The 26,062-nt window shown below is 30.6% G+C and carries 34 protein-coding genes and 1 tRNA gene; 12 read left to right on the top strand and 23 right to left on the bottom strand.

Features of this window, described 5'->3' with window-relative positions:
* Positions 1-29 precede the first annotated feature (29 nt).
* The 7 genes from AAID94_08380 to AAID94_08350 all read left to right on the top strand — a co-directional run bounded on the left by AAID94_08380 (position 30) and on the right by AAID94_08350 (position 6,179).
* The gene (locus AAID94_08380; protein ID XAK24800.1) at positions 30-263 is read left to right on the top strand and encodes a DUF448 domain-containing protein; all 234 of its coding nucleotides are present in this window, start codon (positions 30-32) and stop codon (positions 261-263) included.
* The gene (infB, locus tag AAID94_08375) at positions 250-2,820 is read left to right on the top strand and encodes a translation initiation factor IF-2 (GenBank protein XAK23841.1); all 2,571 of its coding nucleotides are present in this window, start codon (positions 250-252) and stop codon (positions 2,818-2,820) included. Before AAID94_08380 ends, infB begins: the two co-directional genes overlap by 14 nt.
* Positions 2,817-3,179 (top strand): 30S ribosome-binding factor RbfA, encoded by a 363-nt coding sequence (rbfA, locus tag AAID94_08370; protein ID XAK23840.1) that lies wholly within the window; start codon positions 2,817-2,819, stop codon positions 3,177-3,179. Before infB ends, rbfA begins: the two co-directional genes overlap by 4 nt.
* Positions 3,169-3,612 carry a ribosome maturation factor RimP gene (gene rimP / locus AAID94_08365; GenBank protein XAK23839.1) on the top strand — a complete coding sequence of 148 codons (444 nt, stop codon included), beginning with the start codon at positions 3,169-3,171 and terminating at the stop codon, positions 3,610-3,612. Before rbfA ends, rimP begins: the two co-directional genes overlap by 11 nt.
* A gap of 73 nt (positions 3,613-3,685) precedes the next feature.
* Positions 3,686-3,973 (top strand): hypothetical protein, encoded by a 288-nt coding sequence (locus tag AAID94_08360; GenBank protein ID XAK23838.1) that lies wholly within the window; start codon positions 3,686-3,688, stop codon positions 3,971-3,973.
* A 71-nt stretch (positions 3,974-4,044) separates the two neighbouring features.
* Positions 4,045-4,425 (top strand): hypothetical protein, encoded by a 381-nt coding sequence (locus tag AAID94_08355; GenBank protein XAK23837.1) that lies wholly within the window; start codon positions 4,045-4,047, stop codon positions 4,423-4,425.
* 56 nt (positions 4,426-4,481) lie between these two features.
* Positions 4,482-6,179, top strand: coding sequence for a DUF262 domain-containing HNH endonuclease family protein (locus tag AAID94_08350; GenBank protein XAK23836.1), 1,698 nt, complete (start codon positions 4,482-4,484; stop codon positions 6,177-6,179).
* Positions 6,180-6,421: 242 nt separating this feature from the next.
* Here the strand turns inward: AAID94_08350 and AAID94_08345 are convergent, their stop codons facing one another.
* The 22 genes from AAID94_08345 to mqnP all read right to left on the bottom strand — a co-directional run bounded on the left by AAID94_08345 (position 6,422) and on the right by mqnP (position 22,575).
* Positions 6,422-7,228, bottom strand: coding sequence for a metal ABC transporter permease (locus AAID94_08345; protein XAK23835.1), 807 nt, complete (start codon positions 7,226-7,228; stop codon positions 6,422-6,424).
* Positions 7,221-8,075, bottom strand: a complete 855-nt coding sequence (locus AAID94_08340) for a metal ABC transporter ATP-binding protein (GenBank protein XAK23834.1) — start codon at positions 8,073-8,075, stop codon at positions 7,221-7,223. The genes AAID94_08345 and AAID94_08340 overlap by 8 nt, the downstream gene beginning before the upstream one ends.
* A gap of 13 nt (positions 8,076-8,088) precedes the next feature.
* Positions 8,089-8,943 carry a zinc ABC transporter substrate-binding protein gene (locus AAID94_08335; protein ID XAK23833.1) on the bottom strand — a complete coding sequence of 285 codons (855 nt, stop codon included), beginning with the start codon at positions 8,941-8,943 and terminating at the stop codon, positions 8,089-8,091.
* Positions 8,944-9,113: 170 nt separating this feature from the next.
* The gene (gene trxB, locus AAID94_08330; protein ID XAK23832.1) at positions 9,114-10,052 is read right to left on the bottom strand and encodes a thioredoxin-disulfide reductase; all 939 of its coding nucleotides are present in this window, start codon (positions 10,050-10,052) and stop codon (positions 9,114-9,116) included.
* A 134-nt stretch (positions 10,053-10,186) separates the two neighbouring features.
* Positions 10,187-10,501, bottom strand: coding sequence for a thioredoxin (gene trxA / locus AAID94_08325; GenBank protein ID XAK23831.1), 315 nt, complete (start codon positions 10,499-10,501; stop codon positions 10,187-10,189).
* A 54-nt stretch (positions 10,502-10,555) separates the two neighbouring features.
* Positions 10,556-10,894: a YraN family protein gene (locus AAID94_08320; GenBank protein XAK23830.1), complete on the bottom strand. Its 339-nt coding sequence runs from the start codon at positions 10,892-10,894 to the stop codon at positions 10,556-10,558.
* Complete coding sequence (locus tag AAID94_08315; GenBank protein XAK23829.1) at positions 10,894-12,144, bottom strand: homoserine dehydrogenase; 1,251 nt, start codon at positions 12,142-12,144, stop codon at positions 10,894-10,896. The genes AAID94_08320 and AAID94_08315 overlap by 1 nt, the downstream gene beginning before the upstream one ends.
* 1 nt (position 12,145) lies before the next feature.
* Complete coding sequence (locus AAID94_08310; protein XAK23828.1) at positions 12,146-13,351, bottom strand: LL-diaminopimelate aminotransferase; 1,206 nt, start codon at positions 13,349-13,351, stop codon at positions 12,146-12,148.
* Between the two features lie 12 nt (positions 13,352-13,363).
* The gene (locus AAID94_08305; GenBank protein XAK23827.1) at positions 13,364-14,170 is read right to left on the bottom strand and encodes a hypothetical protein; all 807 of its coding nucleotides are present in this window, start codon (positions 14,168-14,170) and stop codon (positions 13,364-13,366) included.
* Positions 14,164-15,108: a hypothetical protein gene (locus AAID94_08300; GenBank protein XAK23826.1), complete on the bottom strand. Its 945-nt coding sequence runs from the start codon at positions 15,106-15,108 to the stop codon at positions 14,164-14,166. The genes AAID94_08305 and AAID94_08300 overlap by 7 nt, the downstream gene beginning before the upstream one ends.
* Positions 15,101-15,784, bottom strand: coding sequence for a 23S rRNA (guanosine(2251)-2'-O)-methyltransferase RlmB (gene rlmB / locus AAID94_08295; protein ID XAK23825.1), 684 nt, complete (start codon positions 15,782-15,784; stop codon positions 15,101-15,103). Before rlmB ends, AAID94_08300 begins: the two co-directional genes overlap by 8 nt.
* A 12-nt stretch (positions 15,785-15,796) precedes the next feature.
* Positions 15,797-16,621, bottom strand: coding sequence for a 16S rRNA (cytidine(1402)-2'-O)-methyltransferase (gene rsmI / locus AAID94_08290; GenBank protein ID XAK23824.1), 825 nt, complete (start codon positions 16,619-16,621; stop codon positions 15,797-15,799).
* A 2-nt stretch (positions 16,622-16,623) separates the two neighbouring features.
* Positions 16,624-16,824, bottom strand: a complete 201-nt coding sequence (gene rpmE, locus AAID94_08285; protein XAK23823.1) for a 50S ribosomal protein L31 — start codon at positions 16,822-16,824, stop codon at positions 16,624-16,626.
* 78 nt (positions 16,825-16,902) lie between these two features.
* Positions 16,903-17,556 carry a 16S rRNA (uracil(1498)-N(3))-methyltransferase gene (locus AAID94_08280; GenBank protein XAK23822.1) on the bottom strand — a complete coding sequence of 218 codons (654 nt, stop codon included), beginning with the start codon at positions 17,554-17,556 and terminating at the stop codon, positions 16,903-16,905.
* A complete protein-coding gene (locus tag AAID94_08275; protein XAK23821.1) occupies positions 17,557-17,964 on the bottom strand; it encodes a hypothetical protein in 408 nt (135 codons plus the stop codon).
* Between the two features lie 3 nt (positions 17,965-17,967).
* On the bottom strand, positions 17,968-18,387 hold the full coding sequence (locus AAID94_08270; protein XAK23820.1) for a c-type cytochrome: 420 nt from the start codon (positions 18,385-18,387) through the stop codon (positions 17,968-17,970).
* The gene (locus AAID94_08265) at positions 18,387-18,968 is read right to left on the bottom strand and encodes a 6-carboxytetrahydropterin synthase (GenBank protein ID XAK23819.1); all 582 of its coding nucleotides are present in this window, start codon (positions 18,966-18,968) and stop codon (positions 18,387-18,389) included. Before AAID94_08265 ends, AAID94_08270 begins: the two co-directional genes overlap by 1 nt.
* Positions 18,965-19,708, bottom strand: a complete 744-nt coding sequence (locus tag AAID94_08260) for a 7-carboxy-7-deazaguanine synthase QueE (protein XAK23818.1) — start codon at positions 19,706-19,708, stop codon at positions 18,965-18,967. The genes AAID94_08265 and AAID94_08260 overlap by 4 nt, the downstream gene beginning before the upstream one ends.
* A 2-nt stretch (positions 19,709-19,710) precedes the next feature.
* Positions 19,711-20,673, bottom strand: coding sequence for a GTP 3',8-cyclase MoaA (moaA, locus tag AAID94_08255; GenBank protein ID XAK23817.1), 963 nt, complete (start codon positions 20,671-20,673; stop codon positions 19,711-19,713).
* 15 nt (positions 20,674-20,688) lie between these two features.
* Positions 20,689-21,207, bottom strand: a complete 519-nt coding sequence (locus tag AAID94_08250; GenBank protein XAK23816.1) for a hypothetical protein — start codon at positions 21,205-21,207, stop codon at positions 20,689-20,691.
* On the bottom strand, positions 21,200-21,700 hold the full coding sequence (locus AAID94_08245; GenBank protein XAK23815.1) for a hypothetical protein: 501 nt from the start codon (positions 21,698-21,700) through the stop codon (positions 21,200-21,202). Before AAID94_08245 ends, AAID94_08250 begins: the two co-directional genes overlap by 8 nt.
* Positions 21,691-22,575 carry a menaquinone biosynthesis prenyltransferase MqnP gene (gene mqnP / locus AAID94_08240; protein ID XAK23814.1) on the bottom strand — a complete coding sequence of 295 codons (885 nt, stop codon included), beginning with the start codon at positions 22,573-22,575 and terminating at the stop codon, positions 21,691-21,693. Before mqnP ends, AAID94_08245 begins: the two co-directional genes overlap by 10 nt.
* A 70-nt stretch (positions 22,576-22,645) precedes the next feature.
* Here mqnP and miaA point away from each other — a divergent pair, with 70 nt between their 5' ends.
* Positions 22,646-23,515, top strand: a complete 870-nt coding sequence (gene miaA, locus AAID94_08235; GenBank protein XAK23813.1) for a tRNA (adenosine(37)-N6)-dimethylallyltransferase MiaA — start codon at positions 22,646-22,648, stop codon at positions 23,513-23,515.
* On the opposite strand, the gene AAID94_08230 is transcribed toward miaA, so the two are convergent.
* Positions 23,501-24,064, bottom strand: a complete 564-nt coding sequence (locus tag AAID94_08230; protein XAK23812.1) for a manganese efflux pump MntP family protein — start codon at positions 24,062-24,064, stop codon at positions 23,501-23,503. The two genes, miaA and AAID94_08230, sit on opposite strands and share 15 nt — an antisense overlap.
* A 172-nt stretch (positions 24,065-24,236) precedes the next feature.
* Here AAID94_08230 and AAID94_08225 point away from each other — a divergent pair.
* The 4 genes from AAID94_08225 (at position 24,237) to sodB (ending at position 26,051) form a co-directional block, all read left to right on the top strand.
* A tRNA-Glu gene (locus AAID94_08225) sits at positions 24,237-24,311 on the top strand.
* Positions 24,312-24,472: 161 nt separating this feature from the next.
* Positions 24,473-24,880, top strand: a complete 408-nt coding sequence (locus tag AAID94_08220) for a TM2 domain-containing protein (protein XAK23811.1) — start codon at positions 24,473-24,475, stop codon at positions 24,878-24,880.
* Positions 24,877-25,305 carry an NINE protein gene (locus AAID94_08215; protein ID XAK23810.1) on the top strand — a complete coding sequence of 143 codons (429 nt, stop codon included), beginning with the start codon at positions 24,877-24,879 and terminating at the stop codon, positions 25,303-25,305. The genes AAID94_08220 and AAID94_08215 overlap by 4 nt, the downstream gene beginning before the upstream one ends.
* Positions 25,306-25,412: 107 nt before the next feature.
* Positions 25,413-26,051, top strand: coding sequence for a superoxide dismutase [Fe] (gene sodB / locus AAID94_08210; GenBank protein ID XAK23809.1), 639 nt, complete (start codon positions 25,413-25,415; stop codon positions 26,049-26,051).
* Positions 26,052-26,062 lie beyond the last annotated feature (11 nt).

Genomic DNA, 26,062 nt, shown 5'->3' with positions numbered 1-26,062 from the left:
TTACAAAAGATAAACATGAGCCTATTCGAATGTGTATAGTCTGTAAAAATCGATATTTGCAAAAAAGTATGCATCGATTTAAACATTTTCAAGGCGAGCTTTATAAAGACTTTGATTTTGGACGCAGTGTTTATTTGTGTGAGACTTGCATTTTGAGTGAAGGCAAAGTCTTGCAAAAAGCATTTTTTAGATCTTGCAAAAATTTAAATACAAAAATCACTCAGCAGAATTTAAAGGAGATAGTTTTAAATGGCAAAAATTAGAATTCATGAAATTGCGAAAGAATTAGGCTATGATAGCAAAGAAATTATCGAGAAAGCAAATGAATTAGGATTAAATATCAAGACCGCATCTAATGCTGTAGAACCCGAAGTTGCAGCAGGAATTTATGAGTATATACAAACTAAAATCATTCCCGAGGCTTTCAAGAAAAATTTAAAACAAGATCCTATAAAAAAAGCTAAAGCTGCACCTAAAGAAGAAAAAAAAGAAGAAAAATTACCCAAAGAAGTAGAAGTAAAAGCTCCAGCTAAAGTTGTAGAAGAAGCAAAGCCTGAACCAAAAAGTCCTGAAGGGCCTAAAGAAAACATTCAAGAGAGCTTAGCGAGTGCAACTTTAGCTAAAAGAAGAGGGCTTGTGATCGTTAAAAAGAAAAAAGATGAAGAAGAAGCTGCGAAAAAAGAAGAGCCAAAGGCTACTACTCCTTCAAATGAAGAACGCCTTAGTTTAAAAACTATGTTTTCAAATGCGGATGAAAATTTAAAGAAAAAGAAAAAAGAGAAAAAGCCTTTTGTCGCGACTAAAAAAGAAAGTGCTGAAAAAATGGACTTTTTAGAAGGTCATGATTTTGCTGATATTTCTTTAGAAGATGAAGATGTAGTGGTTTTACCTGATTTTAGCGTAAAAGAACAAGAAAAACCACAAAATACTATGAAAAAACCACCTAACTTTTTGCGCCAATCAGTTGGAAATTCAGCAAATCTTGGACTTGAGGGCGGAATTCAAAGAAGAAGTCGTAAAAAACCACCTAAAAAAGTTGAGAAAAAAGAAAATGAAGCGGTTTCGAGCGTAGAAATTTCAAAAGAAATTCGTGTTTATGAATTTGCAGATAAGATAGGCAAAAGCGTAAGCGAAGTGATTTCAAAACTTTTCATGCTGGGTATGATGACAACTAAAAATGATTTTTTAGATGAAGATGCGATTGAAATTTTAGCTGCTGAATTTGGCATAGAGATCAATATCATCAACGAAGCAGATGAGTTTGATTATGTAAAAGACTATGAAGAAGAAGTTGATGAGAAAGATTTGGTAAGTAGAGCACCGGTGATTACTATCATGGGGCACGTTGATCATGGTAAAACTTCTTTGCTTGATTATATCAGAAAATCTCGCGTTGCTAGTGGTGAAGCAGGGGGGATCACTCAACATGTGGGCGCTTATATGGTGGAAAAAAATGGGCGTAAAATCACTTTTATAGATACTCCAGGTCACGAAGCTTTTACTGCTATGCGTGCAAGGGGTGCAAGCATAACAGATATCGTTATCATCGTTGTAGCAGCAGATGATGGGGTAAAACCACAAACTAAAGAAGCGATCAATCACGCTAAAGCAGCAGGTGTGCCTATCATCATAGCGATTAACAAAATGGATAAAGAAGCTGCAAATCCTGACATGGTAAAAACTCAACTTGCTGAAATGGAAATCATGCCAGTAGAATGGGGCGGATCTTATGAATTTGTAGGAGTTTCTGCTAAAACAGGAATGGGTATTGAAGATTTGCTTGAAATCGTGCTTTTACAAGCTGATATTTTAGAACTCAAAGCCAATCCAAAAAGCTTTGCAAAAGCAAGTGTTATAGAGAGTTCTATCCAAAAAGGACGCGGTGCGGTAGCTACTATCATCGTGCAAAATGGAACGCTTAAAGTAGGAAGCACTATCGTTGCAGGCGAAGCTTATGGAAAAGTGCGCGCAATGAGCGATGATCAAGGTAAAGCTTTAAAAGAGATCAAACCGGGTGAATGTGGTGTCATCGTAGGGCTTAGCGAAGTGGCTGATGCAGGCGAAATTTTAATCGCAGTGAAGAGTGATAAAGAAGCAAGAGAGTATGCTAACAAGCGCCACGAATACAACCGCCAAAAAGAACTCAGCAAATCGACTAAAGTAAGTATAGATGAGCTTGGAGCGAAGATCAAAGAAGGAAACTTAAAAGCCCTTCCTGTGATTTTAAAAGCTGATGTGCAAGGATCGTTAGAAGCCTTAAAAGCAAGCTTAGAAAAGCTTAGAAATGATGAAATTAAAGTCAATATCATACACAGCGGAGTAGGGGGGATCACGCAAAGTGATATAGAGCTTGCAAGCGCAAGTGAAAACTCCATCGTACTAGGCTTTAACATACGCCCAACAGGAGAGATCAAAGAGCGTGCTAAAGATAAAGGCGTGGAAATAAAAACTTATAATGTCATTTATAATCTACTTGATGATGTAAAAGCCTTGCTGGGTGGTATGATGAGTCCTATCATCTCTGAAGAACAACTTGGACAAGCAGAGATTAGACAAGTGATCAATGTACCAAAAATCGGTCAAATTGCAGGTTGTATGGTAACTGAAGGCGTGATTAACCGCGGGGCTAAAATTCGCCTTATCCGTGATGGAGTTGTGGTTTATGAAGGAAATGTAAGCTCACTTAAACGCTTTAAAGATGATGCTAAAGAAGTGGCAAAAGGCTATGAATGTGGCGTAGGCATAGAAGGGTGTGATGATATGAGAGTGGGTGATTATATAGAAAGCTATAAAGAAGTAGAGGAACAAGCAAGTCTATGAATCCAAGTGAGATTAAAAAACTTCGCACCGAAAGTATCTTAAAAGAACTTATCCCTGAAGCTTTGGCAAATTTAGATGATGAGAATTTGAAAAATCTTTGCGTAGTGGATGTAGAGTGTAAAAAAGGCAGATACGATGCCTTTGTATATCTTGATAAAATGTTTTTTAATACTCACGAGCAAGAGAAGATTTTAAATTCTTTAAAAAAAGCGAGCAGAGCTTTGCAGAACTATTGTATGAGTGAACAAGGCTGGTATAGATGTCCAAATTTTCACTTTAAATTTGATGATAGACTTGAGTATCAAAACCATATGGACGCACTTTTTGAAAAAATAAAAAAGGACAAAAATGAATCTTGAAGCTTTGTGTAAAGAAGTGAATTTAGAGCTTTATGATAGCGAATTAACTAGTGAAAATGGCAAGAAAATTTACCGCGTTTATGTGATGAAGCCCTTAGATGAAAAGGGTGAAAGAACGGGTGTGAATTTGGATGATTGTGCAAGGCTTAGTGAAATTTTATCACCCATTTTCGATGTGGAACCACCTGTAAGTGGGGAGTATTTTTTAGAAGTATCTTCAGCAGGACTTGAGAGAAAACTTAGCAAGATAGAGCATTTTGCAAAAAGTATCAACGAGCTTGTAAAAATCACAACCAATGAAAAAGAAAAAATCGAAGCAAAAATCATCAGCGTAGAGGATGAAAATATCACTTTAGAAAATTTAGAAAATCAAGAAAAAACTACTTTAAAATTTAGCGATATTAAAAAAGCTAGAACCTTCATACAATGGTAAAAATTTAGATTTCTAAATTTTTACTTATCTTTTATATAATTAAAACCAAACACAAAAAATCAAAAGGCATACAATGCTAGAATATAAATACGATTGGAAAATAAGCAATCCGGATAAAAATGGTAATGTGTATTACCATTTTCCAAAAGATGAGGATGAATTTAAAGAAGCAGTTGTAAAAAATGGCGGTATGAGTGTGTATGTTTATCAAGAGGGTGGATTGATAGATGAATTTCATACTAAAAGTCGAGGTTATAGGTGGACTTCACCTGTTTTTAATTATCTCAAAACTATGAATAAAAACGGAGAAAGATTTTATAGATATTATAAAAATTGTAAATTTTTTGCGATTGTAGATTAATTTTATATAGATTAAATAAGTTGTTTTTATCAATGAAATTTATTAAAGGATAATCAAATAAGGAAAGAATTGTGAAAAATACTGTTTTTGTTTTTGAAGATAATATCATGTTTGAAATAAATATTTTTGAAAAAAGTAATAAGGAAGATTTTAGATATTTCCTAGATGAGAATTCAAATTTAACCAAAGCAACAAAAAATGATTATTGTGGAAGCAAAACAAAAAAATTTTTTCAAAGATTATATGCTAATGGAATTATATCTTGTGAGTGTGAATTATATAATTTAGATACAGATTCTTTACCTGCACTTAAATTTTTACTTAACAAAATCAAAAATAAAGATGATATTTTATATAAGATTAACTATGAAAGAAAAAAGCTAAATGGAACACCTAGTGCTTGCATTGGTTGGTATATTAAATTTTTAGAATATAAACATAAAAATTTTTAAATTATTATTTAATAAAAAATGATAATATTAAATATTTGTTTAGAGAAAGACTTAATATGGAATTTAAACCAAAGAAAGAATATGTATGCAAATTATTAAGTGATGAAGGGGTTAAATTTGTAATTCCTGAATATCAAAGACCGTATAGATGGGGTATAGATGAATGTGAGACTCTTTGGAATGATATTTTGGAAGTCTTTGGTGATGGGGAAAATATAAGTGAATATTTTCTGGGTTCCATTGTTGCTTATCAAAACGATAAAAATGAACTAGAAATTATAGATGGACAACAGAGAATTACTACTTTTACATTATTTTTCAGGGCATTTTATGAACATTTTCAGTCAGAGCAAGCTAATGTAAAGATAAGCTATTTAGAAGGTTTCGGTAAATGTATTTGGGAATATGACCTAGATCATGGTCTAGATTATAGCAAAAGCCATTTAAGTAGTAGAGTGATTACGGATTGTGACAATATCATATTAAACGAGTTATTAAACAAAGAAATCAATCTTGAAAATTTACGAAAATCAAATTCAAGGTATGCTAAAAATTTTAATTTTTTCTATGATAAGCTATTAGAATTTAAAACAACTAGACCATTGCAATGGGAAATGTTATGCAAAATGTTTTTATCAAAAACACTTTTTACGCTAATAGTAATCTGTGATAGTCAAGAGTCTGCTATGACTATATTTAATACATTAAACTCAAGAGGATTGCCACTTTCCAATGCTGATATTTTAAAAGGATATATCTATAAAAGAGTTTCACATAAAAATGAATTTGCTAATGAGTGGAAAGAATTGGAAGCAAAAATTGATGAAAGTAATAATATAAAAAATTTAGATTTCTTGTTTTTGCAATTTATGCATGTAATTCGTGCCGAAAATAAGGATTTTGATACTACGACTCATAGTGTATTAAATTTTTTCACAAAATCCGATAAAAAAGTATATTATGGAGCAATAGATAATTGGCTTTATAGAGATAATACAATGTATTTTATAAAGAGTTTGGCAAATTTTTGGGATAAACCTGAAAATTATTTAAGTGATTTGTCAAATAAGTATATGAAAATTTTAAATTTATTTCAAAACGATTCATGGAAAGCATTTGTTAGTTGTCTGGTTTGGAGAAATAAAGATAATATAGACAATAAAGATGAATTTAGTAAAGAGTTTGACAAATATTTACCAATATTAATTCAATATGTTACTTTAGCATTTTTAAATGGTAATGCATCAATTAATGTAATTAAAGAAATTGTATTTAAAATGAATGTAAAACTTAAAATAAATGAGAGTTTTCTAGCAAAACAAAATATTCCTAGTTTCGAGAATTTTCTAGAGGTAAGTAGAAACTTTGATTCAAGAAAGACCAAGTATATTTTGTTTTTATATGCCTATATTTATGATGATTTTAAGCAAGTTATAGATTCTGATTCTTTGGAGGTTGAACATATTTTACCAAAGCAATGGCAAAATGCTAATTTTAATGAATGGGATGAGCAATCTCATTTTGAGTATTTAGAAAATATAGGAAATAAAATTTTACTACCTAAAAAAAGCAATATAAAATGCATTGATAATTTTTTTGCTAAAAAGCAAATAGAATATAGTAATTCTAATAATGCAAATTTAAAAGAAGTTTTGGATTTGTCAAAACGCACAAAAAATATCTGGACAAAAGAAGATATTGATAATAGAGCTCAAGCTATTTATTCAAAAATGGTAGAATTTTTACAAGGGTAAATCTTATCCAAGAGATGTTTTATCTCTTGGAATAAAATAAGTAGTATTTTATAAATCTATCTCAGATAATGATTTTATAGTCTTATAATATTTATACACACAATTTATATATTCTTTTTGGTTATGCTTACCATGGTTAAAGATTTGGTTTTATTTTCTGTTATATTATAAAATATTTGTGATTTAAAGATAAAGAATATATTTTTTCATTAAATATAAAAGTGCAAGTGATTTTTGCACCTTTACCTTTTTAGTAAAAACTTTGCTAGCAAGTGCATTAAAAAGCCAAAGCAAGCTACAGCTATGATACAAGCACCGCTTGAGAGATTAAAATAATAGCTTATTATAAGCCCTAAAACGCAAAAAATCATACTCAATACACTTGCTAAAATCATTATCAAACCTAGCTTTTTTGTAAAATTTTCAGCTATAAAACTAGGTATACTAAGCAAAGCCATGATTAAAATAATCCCTACAAGGCGTATGGAAATCACTATGCAAAATGCCATAAGTGCGATTAAAAGATAATGAAAAAAGCTTGTATTTATTCCTCGTACTTTTGCAAATTCAACATCAAAGCTTAAAGCTTCAAATTGTCTATAAAATAAAAGCATTAAAACAATCACCACCCCATCCACTATCGCCATCAGCCATAGATCTTGCATTCCTACTGCTAAAATATTTCCAAAAAGATAAGCCATCAAATCCGTGCTATAGCCTGGGCTTAAATCTATAAGTATGATCCCAAAAGCCATCCCAAAAGCCCAAATCACAGCGACTATACTGTCGCTTCTGTGCTCATAACGCTTCGATAAAAATGCTACCAAAAAGGCTAAAAAGAGCGTGAAAATACCTGTGCTGATCAATATGGGCAAAGAAAAATAAAACGCTATACCAATACCCCCAAAAGCCCCATGCGTGATGCCTCCTGCTATGGAAAAGAGTCGGTTTATCATCACAAGTGTACCTACGACTCCACAAGCAATGCTGACTAAAACCGCAGCCAATAAAGCATTTTGAAAAAAGGTGAAATTTAAAATTTCAAACATGGCTTTCCTTTGAAAATTTCAAACAAAAATTTTCTTTTTTGAAATTTGATTTTTTTAAATTTCTTCTTGCAAATTCTTGTTCACAAATTTTTTTCTTTTCGCAATTTTCTTCATCGCAAAAGCAAGAATTTAAACTCATTTCTACATCGCAAAAATGCGAATGGTTTTCATAAAGGTGTTTTAAAAATACGCTTTTGTCTTTTTCTTTGGTATTGGTATGTAAAAAGAGTTCTTTGTTTAAATACGCGATTTTATCACTATAAGCAAGCACGAGATTGATATCGTGGCAAATGAGTAAAATTCCTATGCCCTTTTCATGCAAAGAGCTTAAAAGTTCAAAAATTTGAATTGCGGATTTGCTATCAACGCTTGCTGTAGGCTCATCTAAGATCAGCATTTTGCATTCATCGACTAAAGCTCTAGCGATAAAAACGCGTTGTTTTTGACCTCCGCTTAATTCATTGATTTTTCTATCCCAAAAATCCTGCATACCCACGCTTGCTAGAGCTTCTAAGGCTTTGTTTTTATCTTTTTTACTATAAAAACCAAAAATTTTTTTATTGACAAGTCCCATTAAAACGATTTCTATAACCCTTGGGCAAAAGTTAGGATTTGCTAAAGTGTGTTGAGGGACATAGCCGATTTCATTTTTTTTAAGCCCATGAAAATTGATAGTTTTTTTAGTCTTTAAAAGTCCTAGGATGAGTTTTACAAGTGTGGATTTTCCCGCACCATTAGGGCCGATGATGGAAAGAAAATCTTTACTATCATAGCTTAAGTTGATATTTTTTAAAATCGTTTCGTTATTGTAAGCGTAATTAAGATTTGATATTTCAAAAAAAAGCATTAAAAAAACCTAACTATAAATTTTCATAAAAAGCGTTTGCTGTTTTCAAAAGTTCATTTTCCCAATCATAAGATAAATAATCTATCTTATAAATTTTTACATTATATTCTTTTTCTAAAGTTTTTGCTGTATTTTCAGGAAAATGAGTCTGTACAAAAATAACTTTAATATTTTTATCTTTAATCAACGTACCCAAATTTTTTAAATCTTCATTTTTTAGTTTTTTTCCTAAAAATTCTACATGGTTTTGCACAAGATTATAACGCTTGGCAAAGTATGACCAAGCGGGATGATATGTTATAAATTCTTTATTCTTTACTTTTTGTAATTTTGAAGAGATTTGTAAATTTAAGACATCTAACTCTGTTAAAAATTTATCTAAATTACGCTTGTATAAGCTTTTGTTTTGAGGGTATTTTTGAACTAGAGCATTGTAGGTATTTAAGGCTATGTTTTGAACTAAAATAGGATCAAGCCAAGTAAAAGGATCTAAAATTTCTTTGGAGTTGCTAGAGCTAGTTTTAGCTAGAGGAATATCTTTTTGCATGTCTATAATTTCAAGTTTTGGAAATTTTTGTTTTAGTTTGTCTGTCAAATTCTTTTCAAATTCTAAGCCTATGGTAAAGTAAAGCTCACTTTTTTCAAGCTTTTTCATAGAGTTTGATTTGGATTTTGGCTTGTGTATATTTGTAGATAAAATGTTGATATTTAGAGTATCATCCGCTATTTTTTTAACAAAAAAAGCTTGTGGGGCTATGCTTACGCTGATTAAAGGTAGATTTGGATTTTCACTTGGTTGTAAAGTTTTAGCATAAAGAAAGGATTTAAAAAGTCCCAAAAATATAAAAAAAAGGAATATTTTTTTCATTATTTTATACCCTAAAGAGAATGAAATTTAAAAATTATAACAATATTAAGTTTATAAATAGAATTTCTAGTTTTTATATCTATGTTAAAAAAAGTATTTTAGATTGTTTTTTATGGAAATTTTGATATTTTATCTAAAATCAAGACTAAAATCTAGGATAAAATCCTAGATTAATGCAAGCTTTCTATATAAGCCATAGCGCTAAGTGCTGCTACAGCTCCATCGCCCGCTGCACAAATAACTTGTTTTGGAGCATCTTTTCTAAGATCACCTGCTGCAAAAAGCCCAGGAACGCTAGTTTGCATTTTAAGATTGACGCTTACTTGTCCACCTTCTTCCATATCGCATAGGAATTTTCCATCATCTTGCTTTAAAATTTCATTTCTTACATTCAGCCCCACAAAGGTAAAAATTCCTGGCACATTTAAATCTCTAATGCTACCATCTTTTAATTTTACTTTTACGCCTGTAACACCCATTTTATCACCATATACTTCATCTATGCTTGCACTAGTGATAAGTTCTATTTTTTCATTTTTCTTTACTTTTTCTACCGTAGAAGGTGCAGCTCTAAATTCATCTCTGCGGTGAATTAGATAAACTTTAGAACAAATATTTGCTAGATATAATGCTTCCTCTAAAGCAGTATCACCACCACCTAAAACCGCTACTTCTTTATTTTTATAGAAAAAACCATCGCAAGTTGCACAAGTGCTCACACCTTTGCCAAAAAATTCATCCTCACCTTTAAAACCTGCTCTTTTTGGGGCAGAACCAGTACAAACTATCACCGCTTTTGCAAGCTCTGTTTTGCCACCTTCTAGTTTAATAGTAAAACTTCCATCTTCATTTTTTGAAATTTGTTCTACACCTACCATTTCATGCTTTAAGCCAAAACGCATACACTGTTCGCTCCAAGGTGCCATAAAAGAAATTCCATCCATAACTTGTGCAACACCCGGATAGTTTTCAATTTCAGAACTAGAAGTAATTTGCCCTCCTGGCATCCCTTTTTCAAACATTACTACATTTTTAAGACCACCTCTAGTTGTGTAAAGTCCAGCGCTAAGTCCTGCAGGTCCTCCACCTATAATTGCTACATCTAACATTATTTTTCCTTTGTATTTGAATTTTATTGATAATAATATACAAATTATTCTTAATAGTAGTTAATAAAAATTATTATTTAGTATAAATTTGAAATTTTTGGATGAAAGGCTAGTAAAACTAGCCTTGAAGATTTTTATAGTAAAGAATTTAATTTATCGCTGATTGCTTGTTTTGATTGAGCACCAACTAATTGATCTACTACTTCACCATTTTTAAAGAAGATAAGAGTAGGGATAGAGCGAACACCAAATTCAGCTGCCAAATCACCTTGCTCGTCTGTATTTACTTTACAAATTTTTGCTTTACCATCAAAATCATTTGCAAGTTCATCAATTACTGGAGCAAGCATTCTGCAAGGTCCACACCATGGAGCCCAAAAATCAACTAAAGCAACACCTTCTTTTGCTTGTGCAAAATTATCACTTGTTAATTCAATATATTTTCCCATAATTTTTCCTTTCACTAATTTCTGTAATTGTATTTTATTTTTTTAAATATTAGCTTAAAAACTGATATTTTCAAAAAATTGTATCATATCATCACTAATGCAGATAAGATCGATTTGAAAATCATTTAAAATCCCGTGTTTTAATTCATAAAATTCTATGGTTTTTAAAATTCTTTCATATTTTTTAATATTTAAACGCTCAGAAACTTCATAATTGTTTTGAGTAAATTTAACTTCGATAAAATGCAAAATTCCATCTTTTCTCGCAATAATATCAATCTCGCCGAATTTAGAACGAAAATTACGCTTTAAAATTTCAAATTTTTGCTTTTTTAAAAAATCGCAAGCCTTATCTTCGCCTAAAATTCCACTAAGATATGATGCAAATCCCATTATTCTTCTATACGCATCATAAAAGGCTTAGCCTTGATAAAATCTTGTTTTTCCAAGATAGAAAGTAAATTTTGAATACTTTTTTCAAAGGTATGATGAGTAGTAAAAAATAAAGTGCTATAAATTTCACCCTGTTTTGGTTTTTGCAAAAAGCTGTCTATCGAAATATTATTTTCACTCATAAGTTGAGTAATTTTAGATAAAACCCCTGTTTTATCTTCTACTTTTAATCTTAAATAATATTTTGTATAAATTTCATCCTTGTTTAAAAGTTTAAAATTTAAATTATTTTCAAAGCCCATCATAGGACCTTTAGGTTCATTTCTTGCTATATCCATAAGATCAGCAATAACAGCACTTGCTGTAGCATCTCCTCCTGCACCCGCTCCATAATAAAGACTTTCACCAAGTATATCACTGACTATGCTGATAGCATTCATTACTCCATCGACTTTTGCTATCATTTTATCTTTATTGATCATAGTAGGATGCACTCTTAATTCTACTGTGGAATTTTGAGCTTTGGCTATACCTAAAAGCTTGATAGTAAAATCAAATTCTTTTGCAAAATACATATCTTCAGCAGAAATTTTGCTGATACCTTCGATTAAAATATCTTCAGGTTTGGCACGCAAACCATAAGCAATACTTGCTAAAATCAAAAGTTTATGTGCAGCATCTTGTCCTTCTATATCAAAGGTTGGATCTGCTTCTGCATAACCAAGCTCTTGCGCTTTTTTTAGCACATCATCAAAATTTAAACCCTTGCTATTCATAGCGCTTAAAATATAATTGCTCGTGCCATTGAGTATGCCTTCGATACTTAAGATATTGTTCGCACTAAGCCCTTCTTTTAAAGCTTTGATAATGGGAATTCCACCTGCAACACTTGCTTCATAGCCAAAAGTTGTATTTTTAGCCAACTCTTCAAGCTCATAGCGATGATAAGCAAGCATAGCTTTATTTGCAGTAACTACAGGTTTGTTTTTTTTAAGAATTTCGCTGATGATTTTAAAAGGTGTTTCAACCCCACCCATTAACTCCACAAAAACATCTATATCATCTCGTTGCAAAATTTCATCTACATTCGTAACGATAGGAATTAGGGGATTTTCTTTTTGGCTTTTGGCAAGAGCAATAACAGGAATGATATCTTGTCCACATCTTGCACGAATGATTTCTTTGTTTTGAATTAAAACACGAGCAACAGCACTCCCTACAACCCCATATCCTAAAATAGCAACTTTCATTTTATTCTTCTTTCAAGTATTTTTTAATATTGCGCGCAGCCTGACGAATGCGGTTTTCATTTTCTATTAAAGCAATTCTTACATATTCATCTCCTGCTTCACCAAAGCCGATCCCCGGACTCACTGCTACTTCTGCGTGCTGTAAAAGTTGTTTTGAAAATTCTAAGCTTTTTAGATGCATTTTGCTTTCAGGAAGTTTTGCCCAAACAAACATGCTAGCTCTTGGTTTATGAAGTTTCCAACCCGCATTTTCAAATGCTTCTAGCAAGATATGCATTCTTTTATCGTAAGTAGCACGAATTTCATCTACACAACTTTGATCCCCATCTAAAGCTACGGTAGCAGCTACTTGTATAGGAGTATACATGCCATAATCAAACCATGATTTTATCTTTTTAAGAGCAGCTACTAAGCGCTTATTTCCTACTGTAAATCCTACACGCCAACCTGCCATATTGTAAGATTTTGAAAGAGTGTAGGTTTCTACAGCAACATCTTTTGCACCTTCTACTTCTAAAATAGAAGGGGTTTTATAATCATCATAGGTTAAATCCGCATAAGCAATATCAGAAATGATATAAAATCGCTCTTTTTTCGCAGTTGCAACTAATCTTTCATAAAAGCTTTTTTCGCAAGTTACCGTTGTTGGATTGTGTGGAAAATTTACCACTACATATTTTGGGCGCGGGATACTTTCATGCAGGGTTTTATCTAAATCTTCAAAGAATTTATTTTCATCAAGTTCAAATTTTTCATTATATTTGAGAGGCATTTTAGCCACATTTCCTCCTGCTATGATAAAAGCTTGAGTATGGATAGGATAAGCTGGAGCTGGTACTATGGCAACATCTCCTGGATTGATAATCGCTCTTGCTAAATTCACAAAACCCTCTTTAGAACCCATAGTCGCTACTACTTCATTTTCAGGATCTAAATTTACTCCGTATTTTCTTTTATACCAATTGCAAATAGCTAGGCGAAGCTTATAAATCCCCATAGAAGTAGAATAACCTGAAGTTTTGTCTTTATTGGCGCTTTCACAAAGTTTATCAATGATATGTTGAGGAGTTTTACCATCGGGATTTCCCATAGAAAAATCGATGATATCCTTTCCAGCACGTCTTGCTGCCATTTTGATCGCATTTACTTCTGCAAAAACATAATTTGGAAGCCTTTCTATGGTATTGAAACGAATTTCATCAAACATTTTTCTTCCTTTTTATTTTTTTAGGGTGATTTTTAAACCTCTTCGGATATTGTCTAAATTATACATATCGCTTACAATTGCATAAACTGCACCACTTGGGATAAGCTCTGAAAAATGATTATTTTGAGCTTGACTCTTGATTGCTTTAATGAGATTTAAATTTTTATCTAAAAATAGCACTTTAGGAAACCAAAAATCAGCATCGTGCGCATCAATAATCAAATTCGAAGCCCCTTGGAGAGTGAACACATAATCTTTAAGCGGTCTTTCTAAAGTTTGTGTAGAATTAAGTTTTAAATCGATATTGGTATTAAGCTGAGCATTTTCAAAATTTAAATCATACTCATAATCATAAGTACCTATGCGCTTAATATTGTCTATATAAACTGAATTATCTTTTAAAAGACTATATAAAGCACCTGGATCTAAAATGTATTGAGATTCTACTTGTATGGTATAGTCTATATTTCCATCGCGTAAAATCATATCAGTAGGGATAAAATATATATATCCAAGATTTGTAAGTGCGTCAGTTAAGATCTTAAAAAATACAACAGAATCCGCTTTGGCTTTGAAATTGAGCCTTAAAGTTTGAGGATCTGATAGGGTTAGGTTGATTAAGGAATTGGTTTTTAAAATTCTTGAAATTTTAGCTATGTCTGGATTGCCTTTATTATCAATATAGCTAGAATCAGGAAATAAAAGACGCAATTGAGAATCTTTAGAAGGATTAGCAACTAAATTTTTAGCTAATTCTAAACTAGAAACAGCAAAAACAGAATTAGCTAAAAATAAAAAAATAAAGATTTTTTTTACCATTCTTTACCTTTGTTTAACTTCATAAATTCAGCTGCCGAAATACTTGTAATTTTTCCATCTTTAATTAAAAAGCGCTTTGAATTTCCCGCAGGAAATTTTTGTTCTTTGCCATTTTCATCAAAAACACTTAAAGCCGCAGCTCCTGTTAAAACCAAACGATTTACTTCTAAAGAAAGATTAAAATCATTTTCTTTTACAAGACCAGTTTTTCTATAATTTGATAAATCAATCAAGCCTATCCAAATTTTACCCGAAGCTTTAAAATGTGCCTCTTTATTGGGAGCTTTTGTAAGTTCTGTGACTTCTTGATTTGTCGTTGCTAAAGTATCATTTGTGCTTAAATTTTCTTCTTTGGCATTTGTATTGTTTTGCGTGGTAGAAATTTGTTTTATTTCTTCTTTTGTATTGTTAAGTTCTGTATTTTGTATTTGAGTTAAATTGGCTTCTGTTTCGTTTTCTTCAGCTTGATTATCAATCACAACAACATTATTTTCTAAAGCTTTTAAATTAGATTGTGCTTGTCCGATAATATCTACAACGGCCGCACTTGAGTTATTTTGGTCATTTTGGAAAAAAGATTTAATATAATCAAAATAATAAATTCCAAAACCCACAAGTGCTAAAATTATAACTATAACTATAAAAGATACGAAACCTGTTGACTTTTGAGTATAAGCATCTAATTTAGGGGTTATTATCTTAGGTTTGGCTGTATCGTTAAGATTATTTTCATTGAGATAGGTTTCAAATTCTTCATTAAAATCTGTAAAATCAAGTTCGTATTCACGACTTAAAATTTTTACGAAACCGCGGACATTAAAACGATTTAAAGTAACAAAATCTTTTTTAACTAAAGCTTCTAAAAAATCTAATTCGATTTTTGTTCTAGCAGCAACTTCTTTTAAATTTAAATCTTCAATTTTTTTCCAATTAAGCATTTATCATCCTATCACACAGTATTGCAAAAGCTACACTAACATTAAGGCTATCGAAATTATTTTTCATTTCTATGCCTACACATTCATCGCATTTTTTTATTATTTTAGCACTTAATCCCAAACCTTCACTTCCTAAAATTAAAGCTTTTTTGCCTTTATCGACTTTATAATGATGAATTTGTTTGCCTCCGCTCGCGCTTGCAAAAAGTTTAAATCCTACTTGCTTAAGCTCATTTAAAACGGTAAAAATATCATTATTTAAGGCGATTTCAAGATCTAGTGCCGCTCCGCTACTTGTGCGGATAACGCCTTCCATCGCGAGTCTTTCTCCGATAAAAATAAGCCCATCCACTCCTAAAGCATAAGCTGTTCTTACGATAGCTCCTATATTTCCAACATCACTAATACCATAAAGAATAGCTATAAATTCACCCTTTTTAAGAGTGTGTAAATCTTTAAATTCATACTCTTTAATATCTAGCAAAAAGCCTTGATGGTTTCCACCTTTAGCATAAGCTTGGGCTGTTTTAAAATCAAGTTTTTTGATCTTAAAGCCTGAATTAGCAATCTTTTTAAAAGTTTCTTTGTCGCACTCTTTAGCTAAATAAAGCTCATTTATAAGCTCTTTATGTCGTTCTAAAATATAAAAAAATATCTGTTTTCCATAAACTATCATTCTAAATTTTACCTAACTTTGACTTAAAAGCAGTTTTTGATAAATTTCTTTTGGATTTTTTCCATTCATTTTTGCCAAAAGTTTGCTTTTTGTTTTTAAAGGTATTTCAAGCTCTAAAATATCGTTTTCACATAAAGAATTACTAATGCTATCTTTATCGTTTTTAGCTAGCACGACAACCCACTCCCCCTTTAAATTTGTCTGTTTTAATATATCAAAAAGATCTATAGCTTTGGCTTTAAATTTGGTTTCAAATTTTTTAGAAATTTCTTTAATGGCAAAAATTTCTCTTTGACTATCTAAAATAGCTATTTGCTCGATTAAAGACAAGATGCGTTTAGGGGATTCATAGATAATGCTAGGATAGGGATGATTGAGTATCTTTTGGATATCTCTTTGGCGTTCTTTGCCTTTATTGGCTAAAAAACCCATAAAAATAAATTCTTTTTCGCATAAAGCCGAGCTTACAAGTGCCACTAAAGCTGCATTAGCACCAGGTAAAACTTCAAATTGGATATCATTTTTTAAAGCAAAATCAATTAAAAATTGCCCAGGATCACTAATTCCTGGCATACCCGCATCACTTAAAAAAGCAATATCTTGATCAAAAAATTCCAAATCTAAATTTTCTAAAACTTTTTTTTCATTATGAGTATGAAAGGATATGAATTGTTTATCGCCAAAATCGATTTCAAATTTAGATGAAAGTAAAGAAAGTAAAGACTTGCTCACCCTTGTATCTTCGCAAAAAAAAACATTGCAAGTCTTTAAAAGCTCTAAAGCACGAAAAGAAATATCGCTTAAATTTCCTATGGGCGTAGGAATAAAATAAAGCATAATTATTGCATTGCGTATTTTTTCTTAAATTTCTCTACACGACCTGCTGCATCTACGATTTTTTCACTACCTGTGAAGAAAGGATGGCAGCTTGAACAAATATCTACTCTTAACTCACTTTTGTTTGATTTGGTAACAAAAGTATTGCCACAAGCGCAGCTAACTTTGCATTCTACATATTCTGGATGAATTTCTTTTTTCATAGCTTTTTCCTTAAAAATAAAACAATAAGCGGTGATTATATTAAATTTAATATAAAAAAAACATTAATTTAAGTAAAATTAAAGCAATATTTTTGCAGCCACTGCAACGACAGCACTTTGGCTTCTTAAAATATTAGGCACTTTAAGGCAAATTTTTTCTTTAAATATTTGTTTTTCTTTGGGGCTAAATCCACCCTCTGGGCCTATAAAATAAAGCCGAGTTTTATCAAATTCCTTTATTTCACCTTCAAAATCAACCAAAACAGCATCAGGAAAAGATTTGCTAAATTCTTGTATATTTTTATAGCTTTGAATTTGCATTTTTCGACTTCTTCCGCATTGTTCACAAGATGAAATGATAATTTTTTCTAATCTTTCAAAATCAAGTTTAAAATTTCTTTGAGAAAATTCAGTAAAAACAAGGTGTAAATTTGCAACTCCAAGTTCATTTAAAAAAGGGAGTGTTTTTTCTAAAATTTTTGTATCGATAACTGCCAAAGCTAAATTAAGCTCGCTTTGTGAATGGGGCTTAAAATGTTTATTTAAAAAATAAAGCAAACAAGAATTACGGTCCAAATTTGAAATTTTATAATCATAAATAAAATCATCTTCTAAATTTCTTAAGGATAAAATTTCATTTTCTTTAATTCTTCTTGCTTTTAAATGGGCAAATTCTTCGCCCTTAAGTTTTAAAATTTCCTCTCCTGCTTGTTTGTGGTATAAAAATTGCATTTATAAATATTTGCCTGTTAAAAAAGGTAAAATTAAAAGGACAAGTTCGCAAAATAAAATCATAAAACTAATGCGTCTAAAAGTTATATAGCGTCTTAATCTACGAGCTTTTTTAAATTGTGTGAAATGAAAAATAGCTAAAGCAAAAATAAAAATCCAAGAAAAAATCATCAACCAAAGGTTTAAATGCATTTGAAATTGTTTAACAGCTAAAAGCAAAAAGCCCGTAAAGAGCATCAAGGCTAAAAAAACATAGTATATAGGTAAAAACAAACGAATTCTACGGATAAAGATAAATTCGGTTTTAAAATTTCCTTGAGTTAAGACAAGATAAAAAAGCATTAAAAATCCACTAGCGTAAAGACTATAAAGGTGTAGGGCTAAAAAAAATTCATAACTTTTGTCCATTTATTACTCCTTGCCGATATATTTTGCTAAATTTTCCCTTTGTTCTTGGGTTAAAAAATTATGAGCTTCATCTTTTAAATTTTGAAGTCTTTGAATAAATTTTTCACTGCTTAAATTTTTAATTGCTATGCCTTTTTTGGTTTTAATTTCTCCTTTTTCTCCATGGCAAGTGGCACATTTTTGCTTGTATAAAGAATTAATAACACTTGGATTTATGTCGTATTCTTCACTAATATTAGCCTCATCATCAACTGGTAAGGGTAAATTAGTATCGCTAAATTCTGTTTTTTCATCATTTTGTTCAATTTGCACTATCTCTTCAGTAGTATCTTGGTTTTTATGATTGAATTCTTTATCATTACTACAAGCGTTTAAAAATAAAATTACAAATAAGCTTATTAAAATACTTAAGTTTTTACCCATTAAACCTCCTTAGGATTTGTGAAAATGTGCAAATTTTTTAATTTATCGTAAAATTCTATATCACTCCATTCTGCTTTTATAGCAGGTGAAAATTCTATATCTTCAAGTGCGATTTTTGGCATGGTAGGGCTATAAGCATCTTCTTTAAATCCTTGCGCATAGCCTGTTCTTGTTTCATGCACTATAATGCTTTGTAAATTTACACCTTGTTCGCCATTTATCATCTTAGTTTGCTTTAATAAAGCATCAATGAGTATAAAAAATACTCGGCAAAAATTTTCAGCACTGACATTAACAGGTAAACTCACCCAGCGTTGTGAGTATTTTTTCATTTCGTTTAAATAAGATTCATCATCTTGATTAAAAAGCGTAATAGCATGATCAAAGCTATCGATAATTTGGCGCATATGGGTTTTTAAAAGCCCAAAGTCATAAACCATACCCGCATTATCTAAATACTTGCTTTCAAGCAAAACTTCGACCTTGTAAGAATGCCCATGAATACTACTTTTACAACGGCTTGAAGAGCAAAATCTAACAATATGAGCATTTTCAAATTCAAATAATTTTCTTATAATCATACACCCTCTTTATCATTCCAAAGACGAATATGGATTCTATCAGAATAATTATAACCATTTTTAATACAAAACTCGGCTATTTTTAAAGCATTTTGTTTTAAATTTTGCTCATTTTCTCCCATGGGCATACAAAAAATTTCATTAGGCGCTTTTTCTAAAATTTCTAAAATCTCTAATGCCGAACTTTCTAATTGACTAGAATTTAAAACAAATTTATAAAAACTATCTTTGGCATAATGCTTAAAGCCTTTAAGAGCGTTAAAATTTAATCTTTTTTCTTTACTTATCCCACTATTTTGAAGCTTGACACTTAGAGCAAAAATACATTCTTTATAAAAAGGATATTTTTCAAAATCAAGTTCTATACTTCCATTGCTTTCAAAATGCACTTTGAAATTATTTTCTAACAAAGTTTGGATAAAATGGATAAATTCTGGATTTTCATGATGGATTAAAGGTTCGCCTCCAGTAATCACCACAATAGGATTAAAATCTTTTTTTAAATCAAGCACGCGTTTAAAAAGCTCATTAGCATTTAAATTTTCATACTCTTCGTTAAATTCTTTAGTAAAAACTGCTCTTATGGTATCGCAACCTTTAAGAGTTTTTCCATTTTTAATAAGTTTTACCCCAAAGCCTAAACAATTAAAATTACACCCTGCAAAACGCATAAAAATAGCTAATTTCCCGCTGTATTTGCCTTCTCCTTGTATGCTTAAAAAACTTTCAACAAGTTGCAAATTTAACCTCCGGTTTGATAAAAGGCACGAGATGAGGTTTCATTATCTACTACGCTCCATCTATTTTTTTCAGGTTTATTGCGCAATACTTCTTGTAAAATTTTTGCAGCGGCATTAATATCGCCTTTTCTCACTGCTTCTTTAATGCTTAAAGCCTCATCAAAATAAAGACAAGGTATAAGCAAACCCTCAGCGCTTAAACGAATACGGTTACAAGAATCACAAAATTCATGGCTGTGTGGATCTATAATCCCAAATTCATAATCATCTGCACTATAAATACTTACAGGAGCTTTTTCAGCTTTTTTAATGAGTTTTATTTGATATTTTTGACTTAGAATTTGTATGATTTCATCTCTTTTTAAGCCTTGTAATTTTCCATAAGCGTGTATATTTTCCATAAATTCTATAAAGCGAATTTGAATATTTTTAGATTTTGCAAATTCCAAAAGAGATATCAATTCATCATCATTTAAACCCTTTAGCACAACAGTATTTAGTTTGACTTTTAAGCCTACATTTAAGGCCTCATCAATCCCTGCTAAGACACTATCTAAAACATCTTTTTGTGCGAGAGTTTTTGCTTTTTTGCTTTCTAGGGTATCAAGAGAGATATTTAAACGCTTCAGTCCAGCATCTTTAAGATCTTTAGCAAAATCTTTTAATAAAAAACCATTGGTTGTAATTGCTAAATCAAGATCTTTTTTATAATCATTTATCATTTTTATAAATATACTTAAGTCTTTACGCAATAAAGGCTCTCCTCCAGTGATACGAATTTTTTCAATTCCTTCATCAATAGCCACTTTAACAAACAAAAAAAGTTCTTCAAAGCTCAATAAATTTTCTTTAGGTTGATGATTAAAAGGAATTTTTGGCATACAATAAAGACAACGAAAATTACATCTTTGAGTTACTGATATTCTAAGATAATTAATCTTTCTGCCAAATTGATCAATAAGCATTACTACCCCTAGTGATTATTTGATAAGTTGTTTAAATTTTAAAACAAGCTCGACATTTCCAGTGCCCATACGCAAATCTTTTGCAATTTGCTCTATGCTTTTTCCCTCTTTAAACAAATCCACAATTTTTTGTTCTTCGGTATCATAATTTGGTGTTAATTTTGTCATACTTTGTGCTTTTTGTTCTAAATTCAAAATACGATTTTGTTGTTCATTTTGAAAATCTTCTATAATGTGCTCCATAGTTTTTAAAGTTCTTAAAACAGGGGTAATTTTTGCACTGATTTGTTTTTCAAGTGTGATTTGAATTTCTTCTTTTAATAAAGTGATTTTATAATCCTCTTCCTCTTGATCACCCTCATCTTTTACGCCTAATTCTTTGCGTAAATAATGAAGCTCTTTTGTAATATCTTCAACTACTCCTTGGAGTTTGTTTATTTTTGCACTACTTTCTTTATCTTTGATATTCATATAAGCTAATATTGCAACTAAAAGTACGATCATAAAAACTAAATAAAGCACATCGTTACTCATTTTTGTCCTTTTTATTTCTTATCATATCTCTTTGCAATTGAACCACAAAAGCATCAAAAGCTATTCTGTCTTCGGGTTTTATTTTGATAATTTGAGCTAAATTTTTATTTTGAGCTCTAGCAAAAATAGCCATTTTTTGATTATTAAGATCAAATCTTATGTAATATTCTTTTCCTTCTTCTAAAATTTCATCTAAAAAATTTAAATACTCAAAATTTAAAGATTCAACTACGCCTTTTTGTTTGAGTGTTAGAAGATCTTTATTTTTATCCAAAGAATCTTCAAGCCTTAAAATATCTTCTTTTAAGCTCAAAAGTAAATCAAAGATGATTTTCTCGCCCTCATCAAAATCCACACGCAAGGCGAGTTTTTTCCATTTTGAAAGTTGAGAAATAGCACCTAATTTTAAGTATTCTTGTAAAAAGTGGTTATTTTCAATATCACAACACTCTAAAGAAGCTTCAAATCCTGCCTTAAAAAGACTTATCCCCATAGCAAATCAACCCAAATAAAAATAAAAAATATTATACTTAAATATCCATTTAAAGTAAAAAACGCTTTATCGATGTGAGCAAAATTTTTATGTACAATTTTATGTTCAAAAGCCAAAATAATACCGCTGATAATCACCCCAAGCAATGCGATATTTCCAAGTGCTACTCCCCAAACCTGCCAAACAAAAAGTAGCCAAAACAATACTGCTAATACATGACAAAAAGCCGAGATAAATAATGTCGCTTTAGAGCCAAATTTAGCAGGGATAGAATGAAGCCCCACTTTTTTATCGTACTCCATATCTTGTAAAGAATAAAGTAAGTCAAATCCAGCCGTCCAAAAAGTCACCCCTAAACATAAAATCACGCTATAAATGTGAATTTCACCCATGACTATTACACTACCTGCAATAGGTGCAAGTCCTAAACAAAATCCTAAAACCAAGTGCGCTAAAGAACTAAAGCGTTTAAAAGCAGAGTAAATTGCCAATACAAAAAGCACAGGAAAAGAGAGATAAAAAGCCAAAGTATTGATAAAATAAGAACATACAACAAAAATAATCGCATTAAGGATGATAAAAATCCAAACGCTTTTGCGTCCTATTTTTCCACTGACATTAGGGCGATTTGCACAGCGAGGATTGTCTTTATCGATATCTTCATCCATTAAACGATTCGTTGCCATAGCAAAATTTCTTGCACTTACAGCACAAATAATACCTAAAATCAAAGCCTTAAAACCAAACCAAGCGCTATCATTAACGAGTTTTGATGCCACTATCATAGATGAAAATAAAAAGGGCAAGGCAAAAATAGAATGCTTAAATACCACAAGTTCTAAAATATCTTTAAATTTATTCCAAATTATATTCATGTTTCCACTTTAAAATATTTTTTGCTATGATTTTACTAAAATTTTCATAAATTTTAGGATAAATTATCACATGTTTTTTCAAATCGCACTTATAGGAACTACAGCCAGCGGAAAGACTTATGTAGCAAATGCCTTAGCTAAAGAATTTAATGCAGTGGTTTTAAGCCTTGATAGTCTTTGTGTTTATAAAGAAATCAATATAGCTAATGCTAAGCCATCTAAAGATGAGCTTATGAATTTAAATTACTTTGGAGTAAATTTATTAAGCGTTGATGAGCATTTTAATGTAGAATTATTTATAAGAGAATACCAAAAAGCAAAAGAATTTGCTCTTATGAATGATTTGCCCTTGATTATAGTGGGTGGAACAGGCTTTTATCTAAAAACGATGATAGATGGTTTAAGTCAAAAAATTCAAGATACAACTAGCACTCTAAGTAATGATGAAATTTATGCTCTTTTGTTAAAAATTGATCCGGCTTATAAAATAGAAAAAAATGACACCTATCGTCTTAGAAAATGGCTAAGCATTTATGAAAATACAAAGGAAATTCCTAGTGATTTTTTAAAAAGAACACAAAAAGATGGAGTGCTTAAGGATATTGAAATTTATGAACTTGTATGGGATAGGGAAATTCTAAGAAAGCGCATAGAAGCAAGAACAAAAGAAATGATTGATAGTGGGCTTATAGAAGAAGCAAGAATGCTTTTTTCAAATTTTGACAACAATCTTAAAGCATTAAATTCTATAGGGCTTAAGGAATGTAAAGAGTATTTAGAAAATAAAATTTCTTTAAAAGAACTTGAAAATTTAATCACCATACATACATCACAGCTTGCTAAGCGTCAAAGAACTTTTAATAGAAAATTCCAAAGCACTCCTTTGGAATTTTCTAAAGCTTTAACACTACTTAGAAATAAATTTTTAGCTAAAAAATAAATGCTCAATTAAAATTTTTATCCCCAAGATTATCAAAACAGCTCCCCCTAAAAATTCAGCTTTATTTTTAAAGCGAGTGCCAAATTTATTGCCTATTTCTAAAGCAATAGCACATAAGATAAAAGTAATAGAACCTATTAAAAATAGTGCTAAAAATAAATTAACATCTAAAAAAGCAAAACTAACTCCTATAGCTAAGGCATCAACGCTTGTAGCTACAGCTAAAGCAAACATAATTTTAAAGCCGAATTGATTTGAATTAGTGTCGCAATTTTCATTCTCAAAAGATTCTTTAATCATTTTTAGACCGATTAAAGAGAGTAAAATAAAGGCTATCCAATGATCAATACTTGCGATAAAGGATGCAAAAGTTATGCCTATAACATATCCAATGGCTGGCATTAAAGCTTGAAAACCGCCAAAATAAGCCCCTGTAATAACATAGTGTCTTAAATTTAGTTTTTTCACACTAAATCCTTTACACAAAGATACAGCAAAAGCATCCATGGCTAATGCACAGGATAAAAGAATAAGACTGTAAAGATCCATGATGACTCCTATGAAAGATGTAAAAGTTGAGAATTATAATAAAAATTTCTTAATTAATTTTTTTGATGAAACTATGATTAAAAATTTATAGCAGCGGATTGTATTTAATTAAACTTTAAGAATAAAAAATATATAATTCAACTTCATTTTTATTTTTACTCCTTTTAAAAGTGGCCCATTCGTCTAGCGGTTAGGACATCGCCCTTTCACGGCGGTAACACGAGTTCGAGTCTCGTATGGGTCACCACTTAAATCTTTTTTTATTAATATTTCCAAACTTTATTTACAGATAGTTTTTAAATTTTATTTAATGTTTTTTATCGCTTTTGTAAAAAATGGATTTATAAATTTGTAAGAATTTTGTTTGTAGAATTTTATTTTATTAAAATGATGAGGATTGATAAATAAATGAGTTATGATACAAATTTTTTCTTATTATATTTTAAAGATAAGGTTCCAAAGGATTCCTTGATTTTTCTTAAGGAAAGTTTAGAAAAAGCAAGTGAAGAACAAAAAGAAAAACTTTTATTTACTAAACTGAAAAATCCCCTATATGGACTTTTATTTGCTTTTTTGTTTCCTGGTTTGGATAGAATTTATAATGGCAATATAATTTTAGGTATACTTAAAATCATATCAGTAATACTTGTTTCCATGGGTTTGGTAATAGCAGAAGATAAAAACGATGAAAGCACTATGCTGATTTTTATAAATTTATTTTTCATACTAAGTGTTTGGGTGATTTTGGATTATTTTTTGGTATGGAAAGATATTTGTCAAAATAATCTTAAAAAAATTTTTGAAGTTTTACAATGAAGCAAGATAAAACGATATTGCTCATATTTAAAGATAAGATTCCTCAAGAAAGGCTATTTATCTTAGGGGAAGAATTAAAAAAAAGCCAAAAAGATCTAAGTGCTCTTTATGCTATCTCTCTTAAAAATCCCTTGGTTGGCCTTGTATTAAGTATAACTGTGGGATTATTTGGGGTTGATAGATTTTATAAGGGCGATATCTTGTTAGCTTGTATTAAATTGGCTTTTTTTATAATACCTTTATTTGCTACTTTTGCTGCTTTTATAGCATTGTTAAATAAGAGCCATTCGATTTTTATAGATTATTTTGCTATTTTTGCTTTAATGTTTGTTGTTGCTAGCATTTGGAAGCTTGTGGATATTTATCTTGTTTTTGTGGGTATTAAAAAAGATAATTTTTATAAAATTCTTAACTTTCTTTCTTAAAAAATATCTTGAAAATTTAAAGAAGTAGTTAAAGACTTTCTTAGTCTTTTTATATAATTTTTATGCTACAATATTTTGTCAAACTTACTAAATTAAAGGAGAAAATTATGTTTGAATTAAGAAAATTACCTTATGATACCAATGCTTTTGGTGATTTTTTAAGCGCTGAAACTTTTAGCTATCATCATGGAAAACATCACAATACCTATGTAACAAATCTTAATAATCTTATCAAAGATACTGAATTTGCAACCAAAGATCTTGTAAGTATTATCAAAAGTTCAAGTGGTGGAGTATTTAACAATGCTGCTCAAGTTTATAATCATGATTTTTATTTTGATTGCATTACGCCAAATGCCTGTGAGGTAAAAGGCGATATTAAAGCAGCTTTAGAAAAAGAATTTGGCTCTTTAGAGAATTTCAAAGCTGAATTTATCAAAGGAGCAACAGGAGTTTTTGGTTCGGGTTGGTTCTGGTTAGTTTATAATACCAAAAATCAAAAATTAGAATTTGTGGGTACTTCAAATGCAGCTACACCTATCACTGAAGATAAAGTTCCTTTACTTGTTGTGGATGTTTGGGAGCATGCTTATTATGTAGATCATCGTAATGCGCGTCCTGCGTATTTGGAAAAATTCTATGCTCATATTAACTGGGAATTTGTAGCAAAAGCTTATGAATGGGCTTTAAAAGAAGGTATGGGATCAGTTAGCTTTTATGCAAACGAACTTCACCCTGTAAAATAATACAAGGCATC

Origin of the sequence: Campylobacter coli, from assembly GCA_039516895.1 — a bacterium.
Lineage (GTDB): Bacteria > Campylobacterota > Campylobacteria > Campylobacterales > Campylobacteraceae > Campylobacter_D > Campylobacter_D coli_B.
The sequence above is the reverse complement of the archived record's forward strand: the minus strand, read 5'-3'. Positions and strand labels throughout refer to the sequence as shown.